Source organism: Kribbella sp. NPDC051770 (genome assembly GCF_040681455.1).
GTDB lineage: Bacteria > Actinomycetota > Actinomycetes > Propionibacteriales > Kribbellaceae > Kribbella.
Genome location: NZ_JBFAYT010000001.1, coordinates 1,089,544 through 1,113,468, shown reverse-complemented (window position 1 = coordinate 1,113,468; position 23,925 = coordinate 1,089,544). Strand labels below are relative to the sequence as shown.

Below are 23,925 nucleotides of genomic sequence, written 5' to 3'. Positions count from 1 at the left end.
GAGTGATCGGCCGGAGGGTCGGCAGTCCTGTGGAGGTGTTGTTGTGCTGGTGGTTCCTGGAGCGGAGCTGTACTACGAGGCGCGTGGTGCTGGGCCGGTGCTGCTGTTGGTGTGTGGCGGGGTGTACGACGCTGAAGCGTATGCGCCGCTGGCCGATCGGCTGGCTGAGCGGTACACGGTGGTGACGTACGACCGGCGGGGGAACTCGCGGAGTCCGCTGGACGGGGAGCCATCGCCGCAGGAGATCGCGGTGCATGCGGATGATGCGCGGCGGTTGCTGGAGGTGGTTTCGCCGGGGGAGCGGGCTGCGGTGTTCGGGAACAGTTCGGGGGCGATCATCGCGCTGGAGCTGGCGGCTCGGTGGCCGGAGTTGGTGGGGACGGTGGTGGCTCATGAGCCGCCGTTGTTCCATTTGTTGCCGGACAGCGCCTACTGGGACACGTTGATGGAGGACGTGGAGAAGAAGTTCCAGGCGGAGGGGCCGTGGGCGGCGTTGGAGGTGTTCAACGCGGCGTTTGCTGCTGCTGCTGAGCAGTCGGCGGAACCAGCTGTTGAAGAGAGTGAGCTGGGGCCGGGGTCCATCATCGAGCCTGATGCTGAGGTACAGGCTCGGATGCAGCAGAACTTCGGGTTCTTCATCGGGTACGAGGTGCCGTCGTTCGGCCGGTACCGGGTCGACCTGGCGGCGCTGGGCGGCGTACAGGTGGTGGTTGGGGTGGGGGAGCAGTCGGCGGAGGAGCCGCCGGGGCGGGCTGCGGTTGCGTTGGCTGACGGGCTCGGCGTGGGGGTGACGGTGTTCCCCGGGGATCACGGGGGATTCGGGAGTGCGGTGGACGGGTTCGCCGAGGTGCTGGGCGGGGTGCTCAGAGAGGGAGCGTGAGGAGCGGGGCCAGGCGGTCGGCGATCAGGCGGTAGCCGTCGGGGCCGGGGTGGAGGTCGTCGGCGTACAGGGACCGGGCCTCCTCGGGGGTGAGGATCGTGCGGCCGTCGATGAGTTGGAGGTCGGGGTCGGCGAGGGAGCGGGCGCCTAGCTCGACGCAGGCGCGGACGTCGTCGAGGGTGAGGCCGACCTCGTTCGGTTTGCCTTCGTGCTCGGGGGCGACCAGCGGGGTGATGACGACCAGCGGCGTGTGCGGGTGGCCGTCGCGGACCGTACGGAGGAACGACTCGACCTGGCCGGGGAGGGTGCGGCCGGAGAAGGTCGCGCCGCCGTAGATGTTGATGCCGAGGCACAGGGAGATCAGGCGGGCTGGGGTGTCGCGGATCGTGCGGGCGGCGATCGGGTCCAGGTGGCACTCGCCGGCGAAGCCCATCGCGGTGAGGTCCCAGCCGTGGCGCCGGGCGACCAGCGCCGGCCAGGTCTCGGAGGGGCCGTAGGCGCCGGTGCACTGGGTGATCGAGCTGCCGTAGGTGATCCAGCGCGGGCCGGTCGGGGGTGTGGGGGTGGCTTCGCCGGTGAACGTGACCGTCCGTACGGCGATAGTGCCGGCCTGCGGGAGCCAGACGGTGAGCTCGGCTTGGGCGCCGGGGAGTTGGACGATGATCTCCTGCTCGCCGATCGTCAGCTCTCGGCGGTGGTGGAGTTGGCCGTCGATGAGGAAGTCGACGGGGGCGAGCTTGGTGTAGATGTCGAGGGCGGTGCGCAGTTCGAGGCGGATCTCGGTGGCTGAGGTTTTCCAGGAGGCGCGTACGCCGGCCGGCGTGGCGGCGCGGGACCAGAGGCGGTGGCCGGGGCGGTCGGGGCGGCCGTGCCAGTCGTGCAGGCCGTTGGACTGCTCGCGGGGGTCGAGGCGCCAGAAGGTCGCCCAGCCGTCGGCGTCGACCTCGCGGAAGCGGTAACCGGTCCAGAGTGCGTCAGACATGGGTGTCTTCTGGGGCTGTCAGGCGGGTCGCTGCTCGGGCGCCGAGGCTGGCGTTGACGTGGGCGAGCATCACCGCTGCCGCGGTTTCGGTGTCGCGGGCGGCGATGGCTTCGACCAGGGCCAGGTGGTCGGCGTGGGTGCGGTCCAGGTCTTCCTCGGAGCGGCCGGTCTCGAGGGCCAGGCGGCGGTAGCGGTCGGCCTTGTCCCAGAGGCTGTCGAGGGACTGGATCAGGAGTTGGTTGTGGGAGGCGCGGTAGATCGCGGCATGGAACTCGCGGTGGGTGGCCAGTTCGAGCGAGTTCGGGTCAGTGCGCAGGGGGAGGAGCTGGGTTGCCGAGGCGCGGATGGCGTCCAGTTCTGCGCGGGTACGGCGTTCGGCGGCCAGGCCTGCCGCGAGGGGGTCCAGGGAGCGGCGGATCTCCAGGAGGTCGCGGGCCTCTTCGGCGGTGAGGGCGGTGACGCGGGCGTCGCGGTGCGCGTCGAGCTCGACCAGGCCGTCGCTCATCAAGCGGCGCAGCGCCTCGCGCAGCGGCGTCGTACTGATGCCCAGATCGCGGGCCAGCGGGCCCTGCTGGATCACCGCGCCGGCGACCAGCTCGCCGCTCAGGATCCGGGCGCGGACCAGCCCGTACGCCGCCTCCGCCTTGGTCGGGCGGTTCCCGTTCTGCTCGTCCATCGCACCTCCCTCCGGCCGGGGCTCAAACTTATCGCAACCCGATCCCCACAGCTCGTTATAACGAGGATTCTAGCCCAAACCACACAAGATCAAGACGTGAGACGAGTCGGCGACACAGCTTGACGCGGAAGGTTATAACGAAGCACAGTGGAGGCCGACCCACCGGAGAGGAACCAGCGTGAACCCCACCCCCCGCAGCTACCGGCTCGGCATCCTGCTCGGCGACGGCATCGGTCCCGAGATCGTCCCGGCCGCGGTCGAGGTGATGGACGCGGCCGTCGCCGCGGCCGGTGCGGCCCCGATCGAGTGGGTCCCGCTGCCGCTCGGTGCCGCCGCGATCGAGACCCACGGCAGCGCGCTGCCGCCCGCGACGCTGGAGACCCTCGGTGAGCTCGACGGCTGGCTGCTCGGCCCGCACGACAGTGCGGCGTACCCGGAACCGCACCGCGCCCTGCTCAACCCGAGCGGCGCGATCCGCAAGCATTTCGACCTGTACGCCAACATCCGCCCGGCCCGGTCGTTCGACGACCGCGGGACCGATCTGGTCGTCGTCCGGGAGAACACCGAGGGCTTCTACGCCGACCGCAACACGTTCGCCGGGACCGGTGAGTACATGCCGACCAAGGACGTCGCGATCGCGATGGGCGTCTTCACCCGGCCGGCGATCGAGCGGATCGCGCGGGAGGCGTTCGAGCTGGCCAAGCGGCGGCGGCAGCACCTGACGGTCGTGCACAAGGCGAACGTGCTGCGGACCTCGACGGGGATGTTCCGGGCGATCTGCCAGGAGATCGCGGCGGAGTACCCGGAGGTCGTCGTCGACGACTTCCACATCGATGCGATGACCGTGCACCTCGTACGCCGTGCGGCGGACTTCGACGTGATCGTCACCGAGAACATGTTCGGGGACATCCTGTCGGACCTCGCGGGTGAGCTGGCCGGGTCGCTGGGGATCGCGCCGTCGGTGAACGCGTCGGCGGAGCGGGCGATGGCGCAGGCCGCGCACGGTTCGGCGCCGGACATCGCCGGGCAGGACCTGGCGAACCCGACGGCGATGATCGGGTCGGGTGGGATGTTGCTGGACTGGCTGGGGCGACGCTGCGACGACCCGGCGGCGAGCAAGGCGGCTCAACTGGTGGATGACGCACTGTTCGCGACCATCCGCTCAGGAGTCTGTACACGAGACTTGGGTGGTACGGCGGGCACAGCAGAGTTCGGTTCGGCTGTTGCCAAGGCGATCACTTCAGCATGATCGCCCCCGACTACCAGCCGCTCCGATGGGTTGCGCCGCAGTATCTGCCGCGGACGCTGCGGATCCTGCTGGAGAACGCCCTGCGGCACGGGACCGACAGCAGCGTGCTCGCAAACTGGGTGCCGGGGGCAACCGGTGAGATCGAGGTCCACCCGTCGCGGGTCTTCCTGCACGACACCAACGGCGTCCCCGTACTGGCCGATCTCGCCGCGATGCGGGACGCGATGGCCGCGCAGGGCGGAGACCCGGCGCGGGTCGATCCGTTGGTGCCGGCCGAGCTGGTGGTGGATCACTCGGTGATCGCCGACGTCTTCGGGCGGCCCGACGCGCTGGAGCGGAACGTCGAGCTGGAGTACCGGCGCAACGGCGAGCGGTACCAGTTCCTGCGCTGGGGGCAGGAGGCCTTCGAGCAGCTGAAGGTCGTGCCGCCGGGCGCCGGGATCATGCACCAGGTCAACCTGGAGAAGCTCGCGCGGGTGGTCGAGGTACGGGACGGGGTCGCGTTCCCGGACCTGTGCCTGGGGACCGACTCGCACACCACGATGGTGAACGGGCTCGGCGTGCTCGGCTGGGGGATCGGCGGGATCGAGGCCGAGGCGGCGATGCTCGGGCAGTCGGTCTCGATGGTGATCCCGAAGGTGGTCGGCGTCCGGCTGGTCGGTGCGTTGCCGGCCGGGTCGACGGCGACGGATCTGGTGCTGACGATCACCGAGCGGCTGCGGGCGCACGGGGTGGTCGGGAAGCTGGTCGAGTTCTTCGGGCCGTCGCTGGCCGGCCTGCCGGTGCCGGACCGGGCGACGATCGCGAACATGAGCCCGGAGTTCGGGTCGACGGTCGCGTGGTTCCCGATCGACGAGCAGACGCTGGACTACCTGCGGTTCACCGGGCGCGACCATGTCGAGCTGGTGGAGAACTACGCCAAGGAGCAGGGGCTCTGGCACGACGGCATGGAGATCCGGTACGACGAGGAGCTGACGGTCGACCTGTCGGAGGTCGTGGCGTCGATCGCCGGGCCGAACCGGCCGAACCAGCGCATCCCGTTGACGGAAGTCGCCGCGAGGACGGCGAGCGGGGATGGGGGAGCGGGAGAGCTGGCCGACGGGTCTGTGGTGATCGCCGCGATCACCTCCTGCACGAACACCTCCAACCCGAGCGTGATGGTCGCCGCGGGCCTCGTCGCCAAGAAGGCGGTCGAGCTCGGGCTGACCACCAAGCCCTGGGTGAAGACGACGCTCTCGCCGGGCTCCCGGGTCGTGATGGACTACTACGCCGCCGCGGGGCTCACGCCGTACCTGGAGAAGCTCGGGTTCCACCTGGCCGGCTTCGGGTGCATGACCTGCATCGGCGCCTCCGGCGGGCTCGCCGACGGCGTGGCCGAGGAGGTCCGGGCGAAGGGTCTCTCGGTCGCAGCCGTGCTGTCCGGCAACCGGAACTTCGAGAGCCGCATCCAGCCCGACGTCCGGCAGAACTACCTGGCGTCGCCGCCGCTCGTGGTCGCCTACGCGCTCGCGGGGCGGATGGGGCTCGACCTCACCACCGAGCCTATCGCCGACGGGATCTACCTGGAGGATCTCTGGCCGACGCAGGCCGAGATCGACGAGATCATCCAGAACGCGCTGAAGCCCGAGATGTTCGCCAACGCGTACGCCGATGTGTTCGCCGGCGACGCGCGGTGGCGTGGCCTGGCGGTCGAGGGCAGCAAGACCTATCAGTGGGAAGCCGAGTCGACGTACCTGCAGCGGCCGCCGTACCTGGAGCAGCCGAGCACGCCGGGTGACCTGAAGGGAGCCCGCGCGCTGGTCAGGCTCGGGGACTCGGTGACGACCGATCACATCTCGCCGGCGGGGGCGATCCCGCCGGACAGTGTGGCGGGCAAGTACCTGCGTGAGCTGGGGGTGAAGGAGCTCAACACGTACGCGTCCAGAAGAGGGAACCACCTGGTGATGATGCGCGGCGCGTTCGCCAACCTCCGGCTGCGGAACCAGCTGGTGGACCGTGAAGGTGGGTTCACCAGCAAGGACGGGGAGCTGATGTCGGTGTACGACGCCGCTCAGGCGTACCGACTCGAGAAGACTCCGGTCGTCGTGATCGCGGGTAAGGACTACGGCACCGGGTCGTCCCGGGACTGGGCCGCGAAAGGCCCCGCCCTGCTCGGCGTCCGCGCGGTCCTCGCGAAGTCCTTCGAGCGCATCCACCGCTCCAACCTCGTCGGTCTCGGCATCCTCCCCCTCGAGTTCGCCGACGGCGAGGGCGACGAACTCACCGGCGAGCACCCGATCGACATCACCCTCGGCGACGACGGGTTCGCGACCGTCGTCTCCGGCGGCCGCAGCTACCGGCTGCGGATCCGCCTCGACACTCCGCGGGAGTCCGAGTACTACCGGCACGGCGGCGTGCTGCCCTACGTGCTGCAGCGTCTGAAGGCAGGAGAGCTCTGAGATGATCCGTTCCGTCAACCCCGCGACAGGTCAGCAGCTGGCCGAGTTCGAGCCGGAGTCCGACCAGTCGGTCGACGAACGCCTGACCGCGGCCGTCGCGGCACAGGCCGCCTGGCGCCGGACTCCGATCGGCGAGCGCACCGAGCTGCTCCGCAGGATCGCCACGACGCTGCGCGACAAGTCCGCCGATCTCGCGCTGCTGATCTCCCAGGAGATGGGCAAGCCGCTGACCGAGGCCCGCGCGGAGATCGAGAAGTGCGCGATCACCTGCGAGTACTACGCGACGAACGCGATCGGCTTCGTGGCCGACCAGCCGGTGCGCAGCAACGCGAGCCAGAGCCGGATCGTCCACGACCCGCTCGGCGTCGTCCTCGCGGTGATGCCGTGGAACTACCCGTTCTGGCAGTTCTTCCGCTTCGCCGCCCCGGCGCTTGCCGCAGGCAACGGCATCGTGCTCAAGCACGCCAACTCGGTTCCGCAGTGCGCGCTGGCGATCGCCGCCGTCCTGTACGCGGCCGGTACGCCGGAAGGCCTGGCCCAGGTCGTCCTGGTGGAGACGAAGAAGGTCGCCGAGCTGATCGCCGACGAGCGGATCGCCGCGGTGACGTTCACCGGCTCGACCGAGGTCGGCACGATCATCGCGGCCCAGGCCGGCGCGGCGCTGAAGAAGCAGGTGCTGGAGCTGGGCGGCTCCGACCCGTTCGTCGTCCTGGCCGACGCCGACCTCCAGGCCGCGGCCGAGACCGCCGTCCGGGCGCGGTTCATCAACGTCGGGCAGAGTTGCGTGAACGCGAAGCGGTTCATCATCGAGGAGTCGGTGGCGGACGAGTTCGTGGACGCGTTCTGCGCCGCGACCGACCGGCTGGTGATCGGCGATCCGCTCGCGGACGAGACGACGATCGGCCCGCTGGCCAGGGCGGACCTGCGCGACACCCTGCACGACCAGGCCCGCCGCTCGGTCGAGGCCGGCGCGAAGCTGCTGCGCGGTGGCGAGAACGTCGACCGTGAGGGCTACTTCTACCAGCCCACCGTGCTCGACCACGTCGTACCGGGAATGGCCGCGTTCGACGAGGAGACCTTCGGCCCGCTGGCCGCGATCGTCCGCGCGACCGACGCCGACGAGGCGATCCGGCTGGCCAACCAGACCGAGTTCGGCCTCGGCGCCGCGCTGTGGACGACCGACGCGGCCAAGGCCGAGGAGTACAGCCGCAAGCTCGAAGCCGGAGCGGTGTTCGTCAACGGGATGGTCGCCTCCGACCCCCGGCTCCCGTTCGGCGGCATCAAGCGCTCCGGCTACGGCCGCGAGCTGGGCCCGCACGGTATGCGCGAGTTCATGAACACCAAGACCGTCTGGGTCGGCCCGGCCACGACGCCCGAGTCCGAGTGCCTGGTCATCGACCCCGACGAGGTCGAGGTCTTCGACCGCGGCAACGGCGTCGTCACCACGCCGTACGTCGGCAGCTGGAACAGCACCCACAACGGCGTCACCACCGGCACGACCACCTTCCAGGTCGGCACCCAGATCCCGCTGCACTCGCACAACGTCGAGGAGTCGGTGCTGATCCTGCGCGGCCGCGCGGTCGCGGTGATCGGCGGCGAACGCGTCGAGCTGAAGGCCGGCGACGCGACCTGGGTGCCGGCCGGCGTACCGCACCACTTCGTCAACGCCGGCGACGACGAGATGACCATCTACTGGGTGTACGGCGGCCGCGCGGTCACCCGGACGCTGACCGAGACCGGCGTCACCGTCGCGCACCTGTCCGACGGCGACCGGACAGGCCATTCCTCGCGCTCGTAATAGACGCTACAGTGAATCCTGATCTTGTAACGAATGGAGTCAAGCTCGTGACGCAGTTGCCGACCATCGACCTCACCGCCGCCGACCCGCGGGGCCGGGGTGAGCAGTACGGCGAGGCCGCCCGCGCGCAGATCGAGCGCTCGCTGGCCTTCTACTCCGCCTCGGTGTCCCGCAAGACCGGGCTGCCGTGGGACGAGGTGACGGCGCGCTCGCGGCAGTGGATCCCGCTGGTCGAGGGCTTCGCGCCGGACCTGCTCGAGGAGATCCGCGGCATCGCGCTCGGCGCGAACCGCAGCCTGGAGGAGATCCTGACCCTGAACGTCCGCGGCGAGCTGCTCCGCGGCGACGTGTTCGGGACCGAGCACACCGAGGGCACCGGGGTCGCCGACGCCAACGACGACGGCTGTACGTCGTTCGCGCTGCTGCCGGCCGCCAACCCGCTCGGCCACGTCTTCGCCGGCCAGAACTGGGACCTGTACTCCGGTGTCGCCGGCACCGTCGTGGTGCTGCGGATCACCCAGCCCGGCAAGCCGACGATCATCGGTCACGTCGAGGCCGGCCAGGTCGCCCGGCACGGCGCGAACTCGGCCGGGATCGCGCTGAACGCGAACGGACTCGGCGCGGGCTTCGGCCCGGGCGCGGGGATCCCGGGCACGGTGGTTCGCCGTACGGTGCTGGAGTGCTGGGACTTCCACGACGCGCTGCAGGTGATCTTCGACGCCCGGCAGAGCCTGTCCAGCAACCTGCTGCTGACGCACCGGGACGGCTTCGCGATCGACATCGAGACCACGCCGGGCCGCAACGGCTGGATGTACCCGACCGACGGCCTGCTCGTGCACGGCAACCACTTCCAGTCGTTCGTCCCCGAGCAGATCAACGGCAGCTACAAGCCGTTCTCGGTCGACTCGCTGTACCGGCTGCCGCGGGTCGAGGAGGGCCTGGCCCAGATCCGCCTCGACGGGACCAGCGAGGAGGCGGTCGCGCGGATCGTGCAGTCCACGATGAGCGACCACTTCGGCCACCCGAACGCCGTCTGCGAGCACTCCGACCCACGCCGGCACGAGCTGGACCGCAACGAGACGATCGTGTCCAGCCTGGTCGACCTGACCACCGGCGTCTACCAGCTGACCCCTGGACTGCCCTGCAGCAACAGCTACCAGCAGCTGCCCTGGAACCTGTACGACGGCCCCGGCCCGGAGGAGCGTCCCGACGTCCCGTCGCCGGCCCTCAGTACGACGTCTTCCTGAACGGAGAGATCCAGATGACCGACGAACAACCGACGCCGGCCGAGATCGCCGCCCGGTCCGAGCGGGTCGCGCCGAAGCTGCGCGAGCACCTGCCGATGACGCCGCTGGTCCGGTACGACGCGTTCAGCGAGGAGATCGGCGCCGAGGTGCTGGTCAAGAGCGAGCACCTGCAGCGGACCGGCTCGTTCAAGGCCCGCGGGTCGATGGCGAAGATCCTCACCCTCACCGACGAGCAGCGCGAGCGCGGCGTCGTGACGGCGTCCACCGGCAACCACGGGCTCGGCGTCGGCAACGCGCTGGCCACGCTCGGCGGGCGCGGGATCGTCTACCTGCCGGAGAACGCGGCGCCGGGTAAGGTCGCCGCGCTGCGCCGGTTCGGGCTGGAGCTGCGCGCCGAAGGCCTCGACTCCGGCGTCCTGGAGCCGAAGGCCCGCGCGTACGCCGCCGAGCACGACCTGGTCTACGTCCCGCCGTACAACGACCCCGACACGATCTCCGGGCAGGGCACGGTCGGGGTGGAGATCCTCGAGCAGCTGGCCGGTCAGCAGCTCGACGTGGTCGTCGTCGCGGTCGGCGGTGGCGGTCTGGTCAGCGGCGTCGCGTCGGTGCTGAAGCGGCACCGGCCGGGCATCAAGGTGATCGGTGCTTCGCCGGTCCGGGAGGCGCCGATGGCCGCGTCGATCGTGGCCGGGGAGATCGTCCAGGTCGAGCCGCAGGAGAGCCTGTCCGACGGTACGGCGGGCAGCGTCGAACCGGGCAGCATCACGTTCCCGCTCTGCCGCGAGCTGGTCGACGACTGGGTGCTGGTCAGCGAGGACGCGATCGCCGCCGCGCTGCGGATGGTGATCGACACCGAGCACCAGCTGGTCGAAGGCTCGGCGGCGATGGCCTTCGCGGCCGCGCGCGCCCGGCGTACGGATCTGGAAGGCGCGCGGGTCGCGATCGTGTCCTGCGGCGGCAACATCTCGGCGAGCACGCTCGTCACGGCGCTGGGCTGATGCCCACCGTCACCGCGCTGCTCAACGGCTACTCGCTCGCGACCGACCAGGGCAGCCCGGCGTTCTGCTCGATCGTGCTGGTCGAGAGCGAGGGCCGACGTTTGGTGTTCGACTTCGGGCACGTCGGCCGCCGCCGGGCGCTGCGTCGCGAGCTGGCCGAGCGTGGTTTCGAACCGGCCGACATCGACACCGTCGTGCTGTCGCACGGGCACTGGGACCACATCCAGAACATCGACCTGTTCGCCGGGAGCCGCGTGGTCGTGCACCCCGCCGAGCTGACCTTCCTGGCGAACCCGGCCGGGCCGCACACGCCGAGCTGGACCAGCTCGGTGCTGGCCGGGCTGGAGATCACCGAGACTGCTGAAGGCGACGAGGTGCTGCCGGGTGTCCAGGTGATCGAGCTGCCCGGGCACACGCCCGGCTCGATCGGGCTCAGCGTCGCGACCGACGACGGGACCGTCGTGCTGACCGGCGACGCCGTACCGACGCTGGACGTGCTGCGGTCCGGGCAGGCGTCGGGGCAGCCGACCGGCCCGGAGCAGGCGAACGCGTCGATCGCGCGGGTCGCCGCCCTGGCGGACTTCGTCCTGCCGGGTCACGATCAGTTGCTCCGGCGGACCGCCGGCGGAGCTTTCGAGACCGCGCAGCCCCGGACGCCGCTGGTGTTCCGCGGGGCGAGCAGTGTCAGGTGAAGGAGTGAGCGTGGAGACCGTCGCAGGGCAGACGCCAAGCATGATCGAGGACCCGCCCGAGGTCGGGATCGCCGCGGCGACCGACCTGCTGCGGACGGCGTACGGGATCGTGGCGGAGCTGACGATGCTGCGCAGCGAGCGGGACCGCAACTTCCTCGCCGTCACCGGCGACGGTCGCGAGCTGGTGCTGAAGATCTCCAACACCGGTGACGACCCGGCGCAGATCGCGATGGAGAGCGCCGCGATGCGGCACGTCGAGCTGACCGATCCGGCGCTGCCGATCCCACGGCTGCTGCCCGCGCTCGACGGCAGCTCGGTGGTGCTCGCCGAGGCCGCGGACGGCCGCCAGCACTTGACCCGGCTGATGACGGTGATGCCCGGCCAGGTCGGCGACCTGGTTCGGCTGCCGAGCTGGTTCGCCGCGTCGTTCGGCACGATCTGCGCGCGGCTCGTCAAAGCCCTGCAGGGCTTCGGTCATCCGGCCGCGCACCGCCGTCTGGACTGGGATCCCCGCGTGGTCTCGTCGTTGCGCCCGTACGCCGAACGCCTGCCCGAGGAGCGCCGCCGGGCTCCGATGCAGCGCCTGCTCGACCGCTTCGAATCCTTGCCGGAGGCAACGAGCAAGCTGCCGGCGCTGACCCTGCACGCCGACGTGACGCTGAGCAACGTGCTGCTCGGGGCCGACGGCATCGACGGCGTGATCGACTTCGGCGACATGCACCACACCGCGCGCGTCGCGGACCTGGCGATCAGCCTGGCTTCGCTGCTGCGCGAGTCCGAGGACCCCTGGCCGGCCGCGCGCGAGTTCCTGGACGCGTACCAGCGGGTGCTGCCACTGGAGCCGGCGGAGGTCGAGCTGATCGGCGAGCTGGTGCTCGCGCGGTGTGCGGCGAGCACGCTGATCTCGGCTTGGCGAGCGCCGCTGTACCCGGGCAACGAGGAGTACCTGACCAGCCTGGTCGCCGGGAGCTGGCACGTGCTCGACTTGTGGACGGAGCTGTCGCCGCGGGAGCTGTCGGACCGGTTCCACCGGATCTGCGGCACGTCGCGCGTCAGTGTTGCGGGAGGTGATGACCTGCTCGACCGCCGGGACTTGGTGTTCGGGGGGAGGACGTTGTCGCCGTTGTTCTACCGGCGGCCGTTGCAGGTCGCGCGGGCCGCGGGGGTCTGGATCGAAGGGACCGACGGCAAGCGCTACCTCGATGCCTACAACAACGTTCCGGTCGTCGGGCACGCGCACCCGGCCGTGGTGCAGGCGGTCGCGCGGCAGGCCGGCGTACTGAATGTGCACTCGCGGTACCTGCACCCGCACGCGATCGAGCTGGCCGAGCGGCTGACCGCGTCGATGCCGGACGGGCTGGACACCTGCGTGTTCATGAACTCGGGCAGCGAGGCCAACGACCTGGCCTGGCGGATGGCGCGGATCGTCACCGGGCGGTCGGGCGCGATCGCTGCCGATCTGGCGTACCACGGGGTGAGCGAGGCGACGACTGCCTGGTCGACCAACACCTATCCACCGTCGGCGCGTCCGGCACACGTCGGCACGTTCGAGGCGCCGCGGGTTGTGGACGGTCGGCAGCCGACTGCGGAGGAGGCCCGGGAACGCGTTCAGGCCGGGCGCGACCAGCTGGACGGGCACGACGTCGCGTTGCTCGCGGTCGACTCGGTCTTCAGCAGCGCGGGGATTCTGACGCCGACCGGTGAGTTCATGCGTGGGCTGCAGGACGCGGTGCACGCGGCCGGTGGGCTGTTCCTCGCCGACGAGGTGCAGGCCGGGTTCGGCCGCGGCGGACGGCACCTGTGGCGGTTCGAGGACTACGGGCTGACGCCGGACTTCGTCACGCTCGGCAAGCCGATGGGCAACGGGCACCCGGTCGCCGCGCTGATCACCCGCCGCGCGATCGCCGAGCAGTTCGCGACCGTGGACGAGTTCTTCAGCACCTTCGGCGGCAACCCGGTCTCCTGCGTCGCGGCGAACACCGTGCTCGACGTGATCGAGGAGTCCGACCTGGTCGCGCGGTCGGGTGCGGTCGGCGCGCAGTTGCTCGCCGGGTTGACCGAGCTGGCGCCGTCGATCCACCGGGCGGCGAAGGTCCGCGGGCAGGGGCTGATGGTCGGCGTCGAGATCCCGGACGAGGCCGGCGTGACCGCGGCCGACCTGGCCGAGCGGCTGCGCGAGCACGGCGTACTGGTCGGCACGACCGGACCCGGTGGTCAGGTGCTGAAGATCCGGCCGCCGCTGATCTGGGAGACCCAGCACGTCGAGCTGTTCCTGAAGGCGTTCGCACTACTGTGAGGGCGTGCGCGAACTAGTTGTGCTCGGCACCGGGAGCCAGGTGGCCTCCCGGGAGCGGAACCAGAACGGCTACTTCCTGCGCTGGGACTCCGAGGGGTTCCTGTTCGACCCGGGCGAGGGGACCCAGCGCCAGATGCTGTACGCCGGGGTCGCGGCCGGCGCGATCACGCGGCTGTGCGTCACGCACTTCCACGGCGACCACTGCCTCGGCGTACCGGGGGTGGTGCAGCGGTTGTCGCTCGACGGGGTACCGCACCCGGTGCACGCGCACTACCCGGCGTCGGGGCAGGAGTACTTCACCCGGCTCCGGTACGCCGCGTCGTTCTTCGAGCGGGCCGAGCTGCGCGAGGAGCCGATCGACGAGGAAGGGCTGCTCTCGGTCGGCTCGTTCGGTCAGCTCTGGGTACGCCGATTGGAGCACCCGGTCGAGGCGTTCGGTTACCAGCTGGTCGAGCCCGACGGGCGGCGGATGCTGCCGGAGCAGTTGGCGGCGTACGGCGTGAGCGGGCCCGCGGTCGGGCGGTTGCAGGCGGCCGGGTCGCTGGTGGTGGACGGGCGGACGGTGACCGTCGAGCAGGTCAGCGAACCGCGGCGGGGGCAGCGGTTCGCGTTCGTGATGGACACGCGGTTGTGCGAGAGCGTCTTCCGGCTGGCCGACGGTGCGGACCTGCTGGTGATCGAGTCGACGTACCTGTCCTCGGAGGCGACGCTGGCCCGGAACTTCGGGCACCTGACCGCCCGGCAGGCCGCGCGCGTCGCGCAGGAGTGCGGCGTCCGGACGCTGGTGCTGACGCACTTCTCGCAGCGCTACACCGACATGAAACCGTTCGAGGAGGAGGCCCGCGCTGAGTTCGGCGGCGAGGTCGTGATCGCCGCGGACCTGGCCCGGATTCCGGTCCCGCGCCGGGAATAGATCGCGTGTCCGGTTGGCTACACGTCGTATGGCAGAGCAGAAACTGTACGGAGCCGAGCACGTCCAGGCGTACGAGGACAGCGACGGCGCGGTCGGCTACGACTGGGGCGACCACGGCGCGACGATCCTGGTCCTGACGACGATCGGCGCCAAGTCCGGCGAGGAGCGCAAGAACGCGCTGATCTACCGCCAGGTCGACGAGGGCTACGCCATCGTCGCCTCCAAGGGCGGCGCGCCGCAGCACCCAGGCTGGTACCACAACCTGGTCGCCGACCCGGACGTGAAGGTCCAGATCAAGGGCGACCGGTTCGCGGCCCGCGCCCGGGTGGCGACCGACGAGGAGCGGATGAGGATCTGGCCGCAGATGGTCGAGGTCTGGCCGGACTACGACACCTACACGACCAGGACCAACCGCAAGATCCAGATCGTCATCCTCGAACGCTCCTGAAGAACTCCCGGACGTCGGCGAGCAGGAGCTCCGGCTCCTCCAGGGCGGCGAAGTGGCCGCCCTGGTCGACGTCCGTCCAGCGCACGATGGTGTTCTCGCGCTCGGCGTAGCGCCGGATGCAGACGTCGTGGGCGAAGATGATCGCCGCCGTCGGGACGCCGGAGTTCTCCAGCTGAGCACCCCAGGCGCCGCCCTGGGCGTACCCGACGTACGCCGCCGTACCGGCCGAGCCGGTCAGCCAGTAGATCATCACGTTGGTGAGCAGCTTGTCGCGGCTGATGATCTCGTCCGGCAGCGTCGCCCGCGGGTGCGTCCACTCGCGGAACTTGTCCATGATCCAGGCCAGCTGCCCGACCGGTGAGTCGACCAGCCCGTAGGCCAGCGCCTGCGGCCGCGTCGACTGGATCGCGATGTAGCCGAACTGCTCCTGCATGAACTCACCGACCCGCGCGATCCGGTCCTGCTCCAGCGGCGTCAGCGTCGCGAGCTCCTCGTCCGGCAGCGGGAACGGCGGCAGCGCCGGCCCGCCGTTGACGTGCACGCCGACGACCCGCTCGCGGTCGGCCCGGGCGACCTGCGGCGAGACCGCGCCGCCGATGTCACCGCCCTGGACGCCGTACCGGTCGTAGCCCAGCCGGCTCATCAGCTCGGCCCAGGCCCGGCCGATCCGCTCGGTGGTCCAACCCGCGTCCACGACCGGCGTCGAGAAACCGAAACCGGGCAGCGACGGGATCACGACGTGGAAGGCGTCAGCCGCGTCGCCGCCGTGCGCGACCGGGTCGGTCAGCGGACCGATCAGGTCGACGAACTCGACGAACGAGCCCGGCCAGCCGTGCGTCAGCAGCAGCGGCAGCGCGTCCAGCTCGGCCGAGCGGACGTGCAGGAAATGGATCCGCTGCCCGTCGATCTCGGTCGTGTACTGCGGGAACTCGTTGAGCTGCTGCTCGACCTTGCGCCAGTCGTACTCGGTGCGCCAGTAGTCGACGAGGCCGCTCAGCCAGCTGACGGGGACGCCGGTGTCCCAGCCGTCGCCCGGAAGTTCCATGGGGAGCCGCGCGTCGGTCAGCCGGCGCTGCAGGTCGTCGAGGGTGCTCTGCGGGATGTCGAGGCGGAACTCGGTGATCGTCGTCATGGCTATGACTCTGTCATCCGGTTAGGACAGCTTCGGTCCTAGCTGGATGACAGACTTCGGGACATGTTGGAAACCTCGGCGCGGCTGCTCAAGCTGCTCTCCCTGCTGCAGACCCCGCGCGACTGGTCGGGGACGACGCTGGCTTTGGAGCTGGGTGTCGGCGTCCGGACCGTACGGCGGGACGTCGACAAGTTGCGCAACCTCGGCTACCCGGTTGAGGCGGTCCCTGGTGTCGCCGGCTATCGGCTGGGCGCCGGGGCGTCGTTGCCGCCGTTGCTGCTGGACGACGAGGAGGCGGTTGCGGTGGCGATCGGGCTGCGGAGCTCGGCGGCCGGGGGAGTGGCTGGGCTGGAGGAGTCGTCAGTGCGTGCGCTGACGAAGCTGGAGCAGGTGCTGCCGTCTCGGCTGCGGCACCGGGTGCGGCTGCTGCAGTCGGTCGCCGTACCGGCTGCTCAGGGTGCTGTTGTGGACCCGGAGGTGTTGCTGGTGGTCGCTGCGGTGTGCCGGGACCATCAGCGGTTGCGGTTCGACTACCGGTCGCACGACGGGACGGCGAGTGTGCGGAGTGTCGAGCCGCATCGGTTAATTCACACGGGCCGGCGGTGGTACCTGACGGCTTGGGATCTGGATCGCGACGACTGGCGGACCTATCGGCTGGATCGGATGACGTTGAGGATTCCGACCGGGCCGCGGTTCACCCCGCGCGAGATTCCGGAAGCTCTTCCTGGGATCGCTTCCGGTGGCTACAAGTACCAGGCGGTCTTCCGCGTGCACGCTTCTGCTGCTGCGGTCGCCGACCGGCTCTCGTCGACGGTCGCGACGATCGAGGCGGTGGATTCTGCGAGCTGCCTGGTCCGGACCGGCTCCAACTCGCTGGACGAGCTCGTCCTCTACATGGGACTGCTCGGCGTCGCCGTCGAGGTCGTCTCACCACCCGAGGTCGCCGAGCATGCCCGGACAGTAGCGGCCCGGCTCGCGGGAGCTTAGAGTCCAGCGCATGGAAGACCAGTACGTCGAGACGGTGCTCGGGCGGATCCGCTTGCGGGTCTCGGGTGAGGGGCCGGCGGTGGTGTTCTGGCCGAGCCTGCTGATGGACGGGACGCTGTGGAACGCGCAGGCGGCGTACTTCGCTGAGCGGTTCCGGGTGGTCCTGGTGGACCCGCCGGGGCACGGTGGGAGCAGCCCGCTGACAGGTTCGTTCAGCTTCGCCGAGTGCGCGCAGGTCGTCGTCCAGATTCTCGATGCCCTCGGCATCGACCGGGCGCATCTGGTCGGCAACTCGTGGGGCGGGATGATCGGCGGCACCTTCGCCGCACTGCACCCGTCACGCGTCGATCGTGCGGTGCTGATGAACGCGACCGCGTCCCCGGCCGGCCTGCGGCAGAAGGCCGAGTACGGCGTACTGGTGCGGGCGGCGCAGTTGCTCGGCGGGATGCGCGGGCCGCTGGTCGGGCCCGTCCGGGACGCGTTCCTCGGACCGACCAGCAAACGGGAGCGACCCGAGGCCGTTGCCTTCGTCAACGAACTGGCGTCGCGGGCCGACGTCTCCTCGGTGCGGCACGCGGTGACCAGCGTCGTGCCCCGGCGGCCGGACCAGCGTGAGCTGTTCGGCACCATCACGGCGCCAGTGCTCGTCGTGGCCGGCCGCGAGGACGCGACCTTCCCAGTCGCCGAGACGCAGGCGATGGCCGACGCGATCCCGGGCGCGACGTTCGCCGTACTGGAGAAGACCGCGCACCTGGCCGCGCTGGAGAACCCGGCCGAGGTGAACGCGATGATCGATGCCTTCTTGACTCAGTAGTCGGTGGACGTGCTGACATGGGCCCACTGCTCGGCCTCTTCGGCGCGGGCGGCCGAGGACTTCCGGACCGCCTCGAGCGCGTCCTTGCCGAGCAGCAGCCGCAGCGGCGGGTTGTCGAGGTTGGTGATCTCCACGATCGCCTTGGCGGCCTTGGCCGGATCCCCGGGCTGGGTGCCGTCGGTCTCGCGGCGGTAGGTGTTCATCGCGCCGACCGTCGACTCGTAGTCCGCCCCGACCGGCGGGATCGTCATCGACGAACCACCCCAGTCGGTCCGGAACCCGCCCGGCTCGATGATCGTGACCTTCACCCCGAACGGCTTCACCTCGTTGCTGAGCACCTCGCTGAACCCTTCGACAGCGAACTTCGCGGTCTGGTACGCGCCCATGCCCGGCGTACCGCCGACCCGCCCGCCGACCGACGAGAACTGCAGGAAGTGCCCACCGCGCTGCTCCCGGAACACCGGCAACGCCGCCCGGGTCACGTTCACGACCCCGAACAGGTTGGTCTCGACCTGCGCCCGGAAGTCGTCCTCGGCCATCTCCTCGATCGCGACGCTGTTCGCGTACCCGGCGTTGTTCGCGACGACGTCGAGCCCGCCGAACGCGTCGAGCGCGACCTGGACGGCCGCGCGAGCGGCCGCGGCGTCGGTCACGTCGAGCGCGACGGCGCGCACCTGATCGCCGTACTTGCCGGTGAGGTCGGAGAGCTGCTCGGGCGTCCGCGCGGTCGCCACGACACGATCGCCCGCCTCGAGTGCCGCCACCGCCAACTCCCTGCCGAGACCGCGGGAACTCCCGGTGATCAGCCACGTCTTGGACATCTTGGTTTCCTTCTCGCTAACTAACTGACTGGTTGGATACATCCATGAAACACCTTCCGAGACATTTAAGCAACTGACCAGTTGGTTGCTAGGCTGCGAGGATGAGGCGAACACGTGATGCGGAGCGGACGCGGGGGGAGATTCTGGCGGCGGCGACGGGGGAGTTCGCCAAGGTCGGGATCGCCGGCGCCCGGGTGGACAGGATCGCCGAGCTGGCCGGGTGCAACAAGGCGATGATCTACGCCTACTTCGGCAACAAGGACGGGCTGTTCGACGCGGTGTTCACGGCGTACGTCGAGGCGTACCTGGCCGAGGTCGGGTTCAGCGCGGACGACCTGCCGGCGTACGCGGGGCGGGTGTTCGACTACTTCGAGGCGTCCCCGGATCACCTGCGGCTGGCGGTCTGGTACCGGCTGGAGCGGCCGGGGAGTGCGCGGCTCGAGGTGGTGCTCGAGGTCAACGCGGCTCGGCTCGAAGAGTTGGAGCGGGCGCGGGCGGCCGGGACGCTGGTGAGTGACTTCAGCCCGGTCGAGCTGCTGTCGCTGGTGCAGGCGATCGCGACCAGCTGGTCCTCGATGAACCCGGAGTTCGAGTCCGGGGTGCCCGATCAGCCCGCCCGGCGGCGGGCCGTCGTCGCGGCGGTCGAACGCCTGGTCGGGCCGGCCACGAAATAGTTGCCCTCGGCGTGTGTTGCGGGGCACACCGGATTCTCAGCTGATTCCTCTGTTCGTCCGATCGGGTTCTCAGGTCGGCGCGGTCTACTCGATCTCAGGAAGGAACAGCCTGAGGAGGCGCAGGGACGATGGACCAGCAGGGGCAGAACGATCAGCGGCAGCCGGGGTACGTGTCGTACGGGTACCCGCAGCCGGGGCCTTGGCAGCAAGGGCAGTACCCGCCGCCGTACGGGCCGTGGCAGCAGCCGCAACCGCCGAAGCGGCGGCGCCGGCTGCCGGCGATGGTCGGCGCGCTCGGCCTCGCGGCCGCGCTGGTCGCCGGCTCGGTCGCCTGGGGCATCGACCAGCACGTCGCGAACTCCTCGCAGCTCGCCCAGGTGCTGAGCCCCGCGGACGTCGCGGCGAAGGTCTCGCCCGGGCTGGTCAACATCAACACCGTGCTCGGCTTCGAGGGAGCGCGGGCGGCCGGGACCGGGATCGTGCTGACGCCGGACGGCGAGGTGCTCACCAACCACCACGTGGTCCAGGGCGCGACGCAGATCAGCGTGGTCGACGTCGGGAACGGCAAGACGTACCAGGCCAGCGTCGTCGGGTACGACGACAGCCACGACATCGCGGTGCTCAAGCTGAAGGACGCGTCCGGGCTGCAGACCGCGAAGATCGGCGACTCCTCGACGGTCAAGATCGGCGACGACGTCGTCGGCATCGGCAACGCGGGCGGCAAGGGCGGGCAGCCGAGCTACGCGCCGGGTGACGTCACTGCGCTCAACCAGGCGATCACAGCGACGGACGAGTCGGGTCAGAACCCGGAGAACCTGACCGGGCTGATCGCGACGGACGCGAACATCCAGGCCGGCGACTCGGGCGGCCCGCTGGCCAACTCGGCGGGTGAGGTGATCGGCGTCGACGTCGCCGGCTCGGGTGGGAACGGGAACCAGGGTGGGGCTGGTCAGACGGCGTTCGACCCGAGCGCGCCGGGCTTCGGTGACGGCGGGTTCGGCCAGGGCAACGGCTTCGGCCAAGGCGACGGCGGGTTCGGCGACGGGCAGTCCCAGGGCAACGGCGGCTTCGGCAACGGCCAATCGCAGGGCGACGGCGGCCAGTCCCAGGGCGACGGCGGCGGCAGCGGCCAAACCCAAGGCTTCGCCATCCCGATCAACCAAGCGATGGCCATCGCGGACCAGATCGAGGCCGGCCAGTCCTCGGCCGACGTTCACATCGGCGACTCCCCGATCCTCGGCATCACCGTTCTCACCAACGGCGACCAGGGCGCGGTGGTCAACGACGTGGTCGCCAACGGCAAGGCCGCCGCAGCGGGCCTGTCCGCAGGCGACGTCATCACCGCCCTGGGCGGCAAGACGATCGACTCCCCGGAAGCTCTCTCCACCGCCCTCAACGAGCACCACCCCGGCGACAAGGTCGCAGTCACCTGGACCGACCAGTCCGGCCAGCGCCACACCGCTGACATCGAACTGACCACCGGACCGGTCCGCTGACGCCTCCCCCAACCAGCGGACCGCACAAACCGGGCGCGGCCGGCGCCTCCCCCCTCAGGCGCCCCGGGCCCGGCTGCTGTCTGTCTCAGGCACTACCGAACCCCTCACGCCACGAGCTGTGCTGCGGCGTCCATCCCAGCTCCTTGCGCGCGTACGAGTTGTCGGCGCCCCGGGCCCAACCGGTCCGCTCTGCACTCACCGGCTCTGGTCCGGCCAGCCCCGCCGCCCGCGCGAACGCAGGCACCCACTCACTCGCAGGCGCCGGCGTGTCATCCACCACGTTCACCGCGCCAGACGGCCACCCGAGCGACTCGACCGCGGCCCCCGCCGCGTCATCGACGTGCAGGAAGCTGCTCACATCAGCGTTCGCCACCACCTGCCCAGAGCGCACCTGCTCAACCGTCAGCCCATCCGGCGCATACCAAGTCCCCGGCCCGTACAGCGTCCCGTACCGCAGTACGACGTACTCCGGCAGCGTCGCCGCCAACTCCTCCATCGTCCGCACCGCGTCGACAGTCCCACGCCGCCGCTCGGACTCCGCGTCCACATCCAACGGCGTACCTTCCGACGCAGGCTCATCCCCGGCCTCGTACGCCCAAGCGATGCTCTGCACGACAAACCGCCGCGCCCCCGCCGCCTGAGCCGCATCCACCAGATTCCGCGTCCCGACCTTCCGCAGCCGAGCGTTCGCCGCAAAGTCGAGCCCCGCCAGATCCGTCAGCTGCTGCATCACCACCTCAGGCCCCGCCGCAACCACAGCCGCCCGCAGCGAGTCGGCATCAAAAACATCCCCGACCACCGCCTCGACCCCCTGCGCCCGCAACGCCTCCACGTCCGCCGTACGCCGGGTCAACGCGGTCACCGCATGCCCACCCGCCACCAGCCGCGGCACCAACCGCCGCCCGACAACCCCGGTCGCCCCTGCCAGAAATATCCGAGTCACCCCAGCACCCTAGAACCACACCGGCCCACGGCCATGGGCCAATACCGAGCCGCTCCGGTGGGCCAAAGGCGGTAGAGAGTGGACGGTTCAGCTCGCCGCCCCCGCTGACCTGCCCGACTGCCTTGGCAGCCGGACCTCCACCACTCACTAACCCTCCACAGCTCACCCCATCTGAGCCCAGCGCGCCCGCGACCGCACCACCCGGCGGTGGTTACTGAGTGGTGGACGTCCGCAGCCCACCACCTCTGCTCGGGCCGCATCGGGCTCGGCGGCTCTCACCCCGGCCGCCCCGGCGGGAGCGCGGCAGAAGCATGGCGGGTCCGGAGTCGCGCCCGCGGTGAACGGTTGTTTACTCTGGAGGTGAACGTTTGTTCATCTCCGCCTGTGAGGACGCCCCGTTGACTGTTCGGCCCGCCGCCCATCCTCGTCTCATCCTTGCCGCGCTCGCCTCCTGCGGCGTGCTCGTCTCGGTGATGCAGACCATCGTCGTGCCGCTGCTGCCCGAGTTGCCGGGGCTGACGCACAGCAAGCCGGCTGATGTGAGCTGGTTGTTGACGGTGACGCTCCTGACCGGTGCTGTGTTCACGCCGCTGCTCGGGCGGGCGGGGGACATGTACGGGAAGCGCAAGGTGCTGCTGGTCGCGCTGGTGTCGATGGTGCTGGGGTCGTTGCTTTGTGCAACGAGCTCGGTGCTGGCGGTGCTGGTGGTGGGGCGGGCGTTCCAGGGCGCGGCGGTGGCTGTGGTGCCGTTGGGGATCAGCATTCTGCGGGACGAGCTGCCGGCCGAGCGGGTGATTCCGTCGATCGCGATCATGAGCTCGACGCTCGGGGTCGGGGCGGCGTTCGGGATTCCGGCGGCGACGTTGGTGGTCGAGTACGCAAACTGGCACACGATGTTCTGGATCTGCGCCGGCCTCGGCGTGCTCGACATCCTCGTCGTGCTGCTGATCGTGCCGGAGTCGAAGCTGCGGACCAGTGGGCGGTTCGACGTGCTGGGGGCGCTCGGGCTGAGCGCGTTCCTGGTTTGTCTGCTGCTGGCTGTCTCCAAGGGGAGTGCTTGGGGATGGGGATCGGCGGCGACGATCGCGACCTTCGCGGGGGCGCTCGTGGTGGTGCCGTTGTGGGTGTTCTTCGAGCTGCGTACGGCGAGCCCGCTGGTCGACCTTCGGGTGTCCGCGCGACCGGCTGTGTTGTTCACCAATCTCGCGGCGCTGCTGATCGGCTTCGCCTTCTACGCGAACTCGTTGTCGACCGCACAGCTCGTCCAGGAGCCGGTGTCGACCGGCTACGGGCTCGGTGCGTCGATCGTGGTGAGCGGGTTGTGTCTGCTGCCGGGCGGCGTCGCGATGGTGCTGCTCTCGCCGGTCTCGGCGCGGATCTCCGCCGCGCGCGGCCCGCGGTTCACGCTGGCGTTCGCGGCGGCGCTGATGGCTGCCGGGTACGTCGTACGGCTGTTCACCAGTGAGAACCTGATCGCGATCGTGGCCGGAGCGACCGTGGTCTCGGCGGGGACGGCGGTCGCGTATTCGGCGTTGCCCGCTCTGATCATGCATGCTGTGCCGGTGACCGAAACGGCCGCGGCGAACGGCCTCAACACGTTGATGCGCACGATCGGGCAGGCTGTCTGCAGCGCGGTCGTCGCGACGGTGCTGAGCACGGTGGTGGCGACGCACGCAGGACACACGGCGCCGACGCTCGACGCCTACCTGATCGTGTTCGTGATCGCCGGTACGGCGGCGCTGGTGGCGATCGTTCTCACCTTGCTGATTCCTGCGCGGCGCAAGGCCGCGGTACTGGTGGAGACCGTGACATGAGCGACGACGGCCGGACCGCGATCCTCAGAGCGGCCAAGCGCGCGTTCGCGCGGCAGCCGTACGCCGCGGTGACGTTGCGGGGGATCGCCGCCGACGCCGGCGTCAGCGCGTCGCTGATCGTCAAGCACTACGGCGGCAAGGATCAGCTCTTCGACGTCGTCGCCGACTTCGGGGACGCCGGGCAGCTGCTGGTCGCGGCGCCGAACGCCGAGCTCGGGCGGCACGCCGTGCTGACGCTGGTCCGCTGGCGGCGCGAGCACGACAGCGACCTGATGGTCCGGGTCGTCTTCGCGGCCGGCGACGGCGACGAGCGGAAGATGATGCGCGACCGCTTCCACGAGCAGGTCGTGCGAGTTTTCGCCGACAACCTCGAGGGCGCCGATCGCGAGCTGCGCGCCGAGCTGATCGTCGCGCACCTGCTCGGCCTCGGCGCCCTGCTCGCCGTCCAGAAATCCGGCGAAGCCGCAGCCGCTGACCCGGAGCTGCTCGCCGACCTCTATGGCCCGGCCCTGCAGCACCTGATCGACCAGAATGGACAGCAGTCTCACTAACTGGACATTTTGTGGTGTTTCCGGGCGCTCGGGCCAGTACGATCTTTCCTTGGGCCGAGAGGCGCTGCAACGGGCC

Annotated in this window: 21 protein-coding genes; 16 read left to right on the top strand and 5 right to left on the bottom strand. The window is 70.3% G+C overall.

Features of this window, described 5'->3' with window-relative positions:
• Positions 1-43 precede the first annotated feature (43 nt).
• Complete coding sequence (locus tag AB0M01_RS05355; protein WP_363665674.1) at positions 44-880, top strand: alpha/beta hydrolase; 837 nt, start codon at positions 44-46, stop codon at positions 878-880.
• On the opposite strand, the gene AB0M01_RS05350 is transcribed toward AB0M01_RS05355, so the two are convergent.
• Together AB0M01_RS05350 and AB0M01_RS05345 are read right to left on the bottom strand one after the other, a co-directional pair.
• A complete protein-coding gene (locus AB0M01_RS05350) occupies positions 864-1,862 on the bottom strand; it encodes a GDSL-type esterase/lipase family protein (RefSeq protein ID WP_363665672.1) in 999 nt (332 codons plus the stop codon). The genes AB0M01_RS05355 and AB0M01_RS05350 overlap by 17 nt on opposite strands.
• A complete protein-coding gene (locus AB0M01_RS05345) occupies positions 1,855-2,538 on the bottom strand; it encodes a GntR family transcriptional regulator (RefSeq protein ID WP_363665670.1) in 684 nt (227 codons plus the stop codon). The genes AB0M01_RS05350 and AB0M01_RS05345 overlap by 8 nt, the downstream gene beginning before the upstream one ends.
• Before the next feature lie 178 nt (positions 2,539-2,716).
• On the opposite strand from AB0M01_RS05345, the gene AB0M01_RS05340 reads away from it, so the two are divergent.
• The 9 genes from AB0M01_RS05340 to AB0M01_RS05300 are packed head-to-tail and all read left to right on the top strand — an operon-like array spanning position 2,717 to position 14,617.
• Complete coding sequence (locus AB0M01_RS05340; protein ID WP_363665668.1) at positions 2,717-3,787, top strand: isocitrate/isopropylmalate dehydrogenase family protein; 1,071 nt, start codon at positions 2,717-2,719, stop codon at positions 3,785-3,787.
• Positions 3,784-6,225, top strand: a complete 2,442-nt coding sequence (acnA, locus tag AB0M01_RS05335; RefSeq protein ID WP_363665666.1) for an aconitate hydratase AcnA — start codon at positions 3,784-3,786, stop codon at positions 6,223-6,225. Before AB0M01_RS05340 ends, acnA begins: the two co-directional genes overlap by 4 nt.
• 1 nt (position 6,226) lies before the next feature.
• Complete coding sequence (locus AB0M01_RS05330; protein WP_363665664.1) at positions 6,227-8,023, top strand: aldehyde dehydrogenase family protein; 1,797 nt, start codon at positions 6,227-6,229, stop codon at positions 8,021-8,023.
• Positions 8,024-8,070: 47 nt separating this feature from the next.
• A complete protein-coding gene (locus AB0M01_RS05325) occupies positions 8,071-9,270 on the top strand; it encodes a C45 family peptidase (RefSeq protein WP_363665662.1) in 1,200 nt (399 codons plus the stop codon).
• A gap of 14 nt (positions 9,271-9,284) precedes the next feature.
• The gene (locus AB0M01_RS05320; RefSeq protein WP_363665661.1) at positions 9,285-10,268 is read left to right on the top strand and encodes a pyridoxal-phosphate dependent enzyme; all 984 of its coding nucleotides are present in this window, start codon (positions 9,285-9,287) and stop codon (positions 10,266-10,268) included.
• Complete coding sequence (locus AB0M01_RS05315; RefSeq protein WP_363665659.1) at positions 10,268-10,960, top strand: MBL fold metallo-hydrolase; 693 nt, start codon at positions 10,268-10,270, stop codon at positions 10,958-10,960. Before AB0M01_RS05320 ends, AB0M01_RS05315 begins: the two co-directional genes overlap by 1 nt.
• Positions 10,961-10,970: 10 nt before the next feature.
• Positions 10,971-13,256, top strand: a complete 2,286-nt coding sequence (locus tag AB0M01_RS05310) for an aminotransferase class III-fold pyridoxal phosphate-dependent enzyme (protein WP_363665657.1) — start codon at positions 10,971-10,973, stop codon at positions 13,254-13,256.
• A gap of 4 nt (positions 13,257-13,260) precedes the next feature.
• Positions 13,261-14,169 (top strand): ribonuclease Z, encoded by a 909-nt coding sequence (locus tag AB0M01_RS05305; RefSeq protein ID WP_363665655.1) that lies wholly within the window; start codon positions 13,261-13,263, stop codon positions 14,167-14,169.
• A 28-nt stretch (positions 14,170-14,197) separates the two neighbouring features.
• Positions 14,198-14,617 (top strand): nitroreductase family deazaflavin-dependent oxidoreductase, encoded by a 420-nt coding sequence (locus tag AB0M01_RS05300; RefSeq protein ID WP_363665653.1) that lies wholly within the window; start codon positions 14,198-14,200, stop codon positions 14,615-14,617.
• Here the strand turns inward: AB0M01_RS05300 and AB0M01_RS05295 are convergent.
• Entirely contained in the window at positions 14,598-15,749 is a 1,152-nt protein-coding gene (locus AB0M01_RS05295; protein ID WP_363665651.1) for an epoxide hydrolase family protein, read from the bottom strand. The two genes, AB0M01_RS05300 and AB0M01_RS05295, sit on opposite strands and share 20 nt — an antisense overlap.
• Before the next feature lie 63 nt (positions 15,750-15,812).
• Between AB0M01_RS05295 and AB0M01_RS05290 the strand changes: the two genes are divergently transcribed.
• Both AB0M01_RS05290 and AB0M01_RS05285 read left to right on the top strand, forming a co-directional pair.
• Positions 15,813-16,736, top strand: a complete 924-nt coding sequence (locus tag AB0M01_RS05290) for a YafY family protein (protein ID WP_363665650.1) — start codon at positions 15,813-15,815, stop codon at positions 16,734-16,736.
• A 10-nt stretch (positions 16,737-16,746) separates the two neighbouring features.
• Entirely contained in the window at positions 16,747-17,550 is an 804-nt protein-coding gene (locus AB0M01_RS05285) for an alpha/beta hydrolase (RefSeq protein ID WP_363665648.1), read from the top strand.
• On the opposite strand, the gene AB0M01_RS05280 is transcribed toward AB0M01_RS05285, so the two are convergent.
• Complete coding sequence (locus AB0M01_RS05280) at positions 17,544-18,371, bottom strand: oxidoreductase (RefSeq protein ID WP_363665646.1); 828 nt, start codon at positions 18,369-18,371, stop codon at positions 17,544-17,546. The two genes, AB0M01_RS05285 and AB0M01_RS05280, sit on opposite strands and share 7 nt — an antisense overlap.
• Before the next feature lie 101 nt (positions 18,372-18,472).
• Between AB0M01_RS05280 and AB0M01_RS05275 the strand changes: the two genes are divergently transcribed.
• Positions 18,473-19,045, top strand: a complete 573-nt coding sequence (locus AB0M01_RS05275; RefSeq protein ID WP_363665644.1) for a TetR family transcriptional regulator — start codon at positions 18,473-18,475, stop codon at positions 19,043-19,045.
• A 128-nt stretch (positions 19,046-19,173) separates the two neighbouring features.
• On the top strand, positions 19,174-20,541 hold the full coding sequence (locus tag AB0M01_RS05270; RefSeq protein ID WP_363665642.1) for a trypsin-like peptidase domain-containing protein: 1,368 nt from the start codon (positions 19,174-19,176) through the stop codon (positions 20,539-20,541).
• Between the two features lie 85 nt (positions 20,542-20,626).
• Here AB0M01_RS05270 and AB0M01_RS05265 read toward each other — a convergent pair whose 3' ends face one another.
• Entirely contained in the window at positions 20,627-21,484 is an 858-nt protein-coding gene (locus AB0M01_RS05265) for an NAD(P)-dependent oxidoreductase (RefSeq protein WP_363665640.1), read from the bottom strand.
• Positions 21,485-21,882: 398 nt separating this feature from the next.
• Between AB0M01_RS05265 and AB0M01_RS05260 the strand changes: the two genes are divergently transcribed.
• Positions 21,883-23,298, top strand: coding sequence for an MFS transporter (locus AB0M01_RS05260; protein ID WP_363665638.1), 1,416 nt, complete (start codon positions 21,883-21,885; stop codon positions 23,296-23,298).
• On the top strand, positions 23,295-23,849 hold the full coding sequence (locus AB0M01_RS05255) for a TetR family transcriptional regulator (RefSeq protein ID WP_363665636.1): 555 nt from the start codon (positions 23,295-23,297) through the stop codon (positions 23,847-23,849). Before AB0M01_RS05260 ends, AB0M01_RS05255 begins: the two co-directional genes overlap by 4 nt.
• The last annotated feature ends 76 nt before the right edge of the window (positions 23,850-23,925 follow it).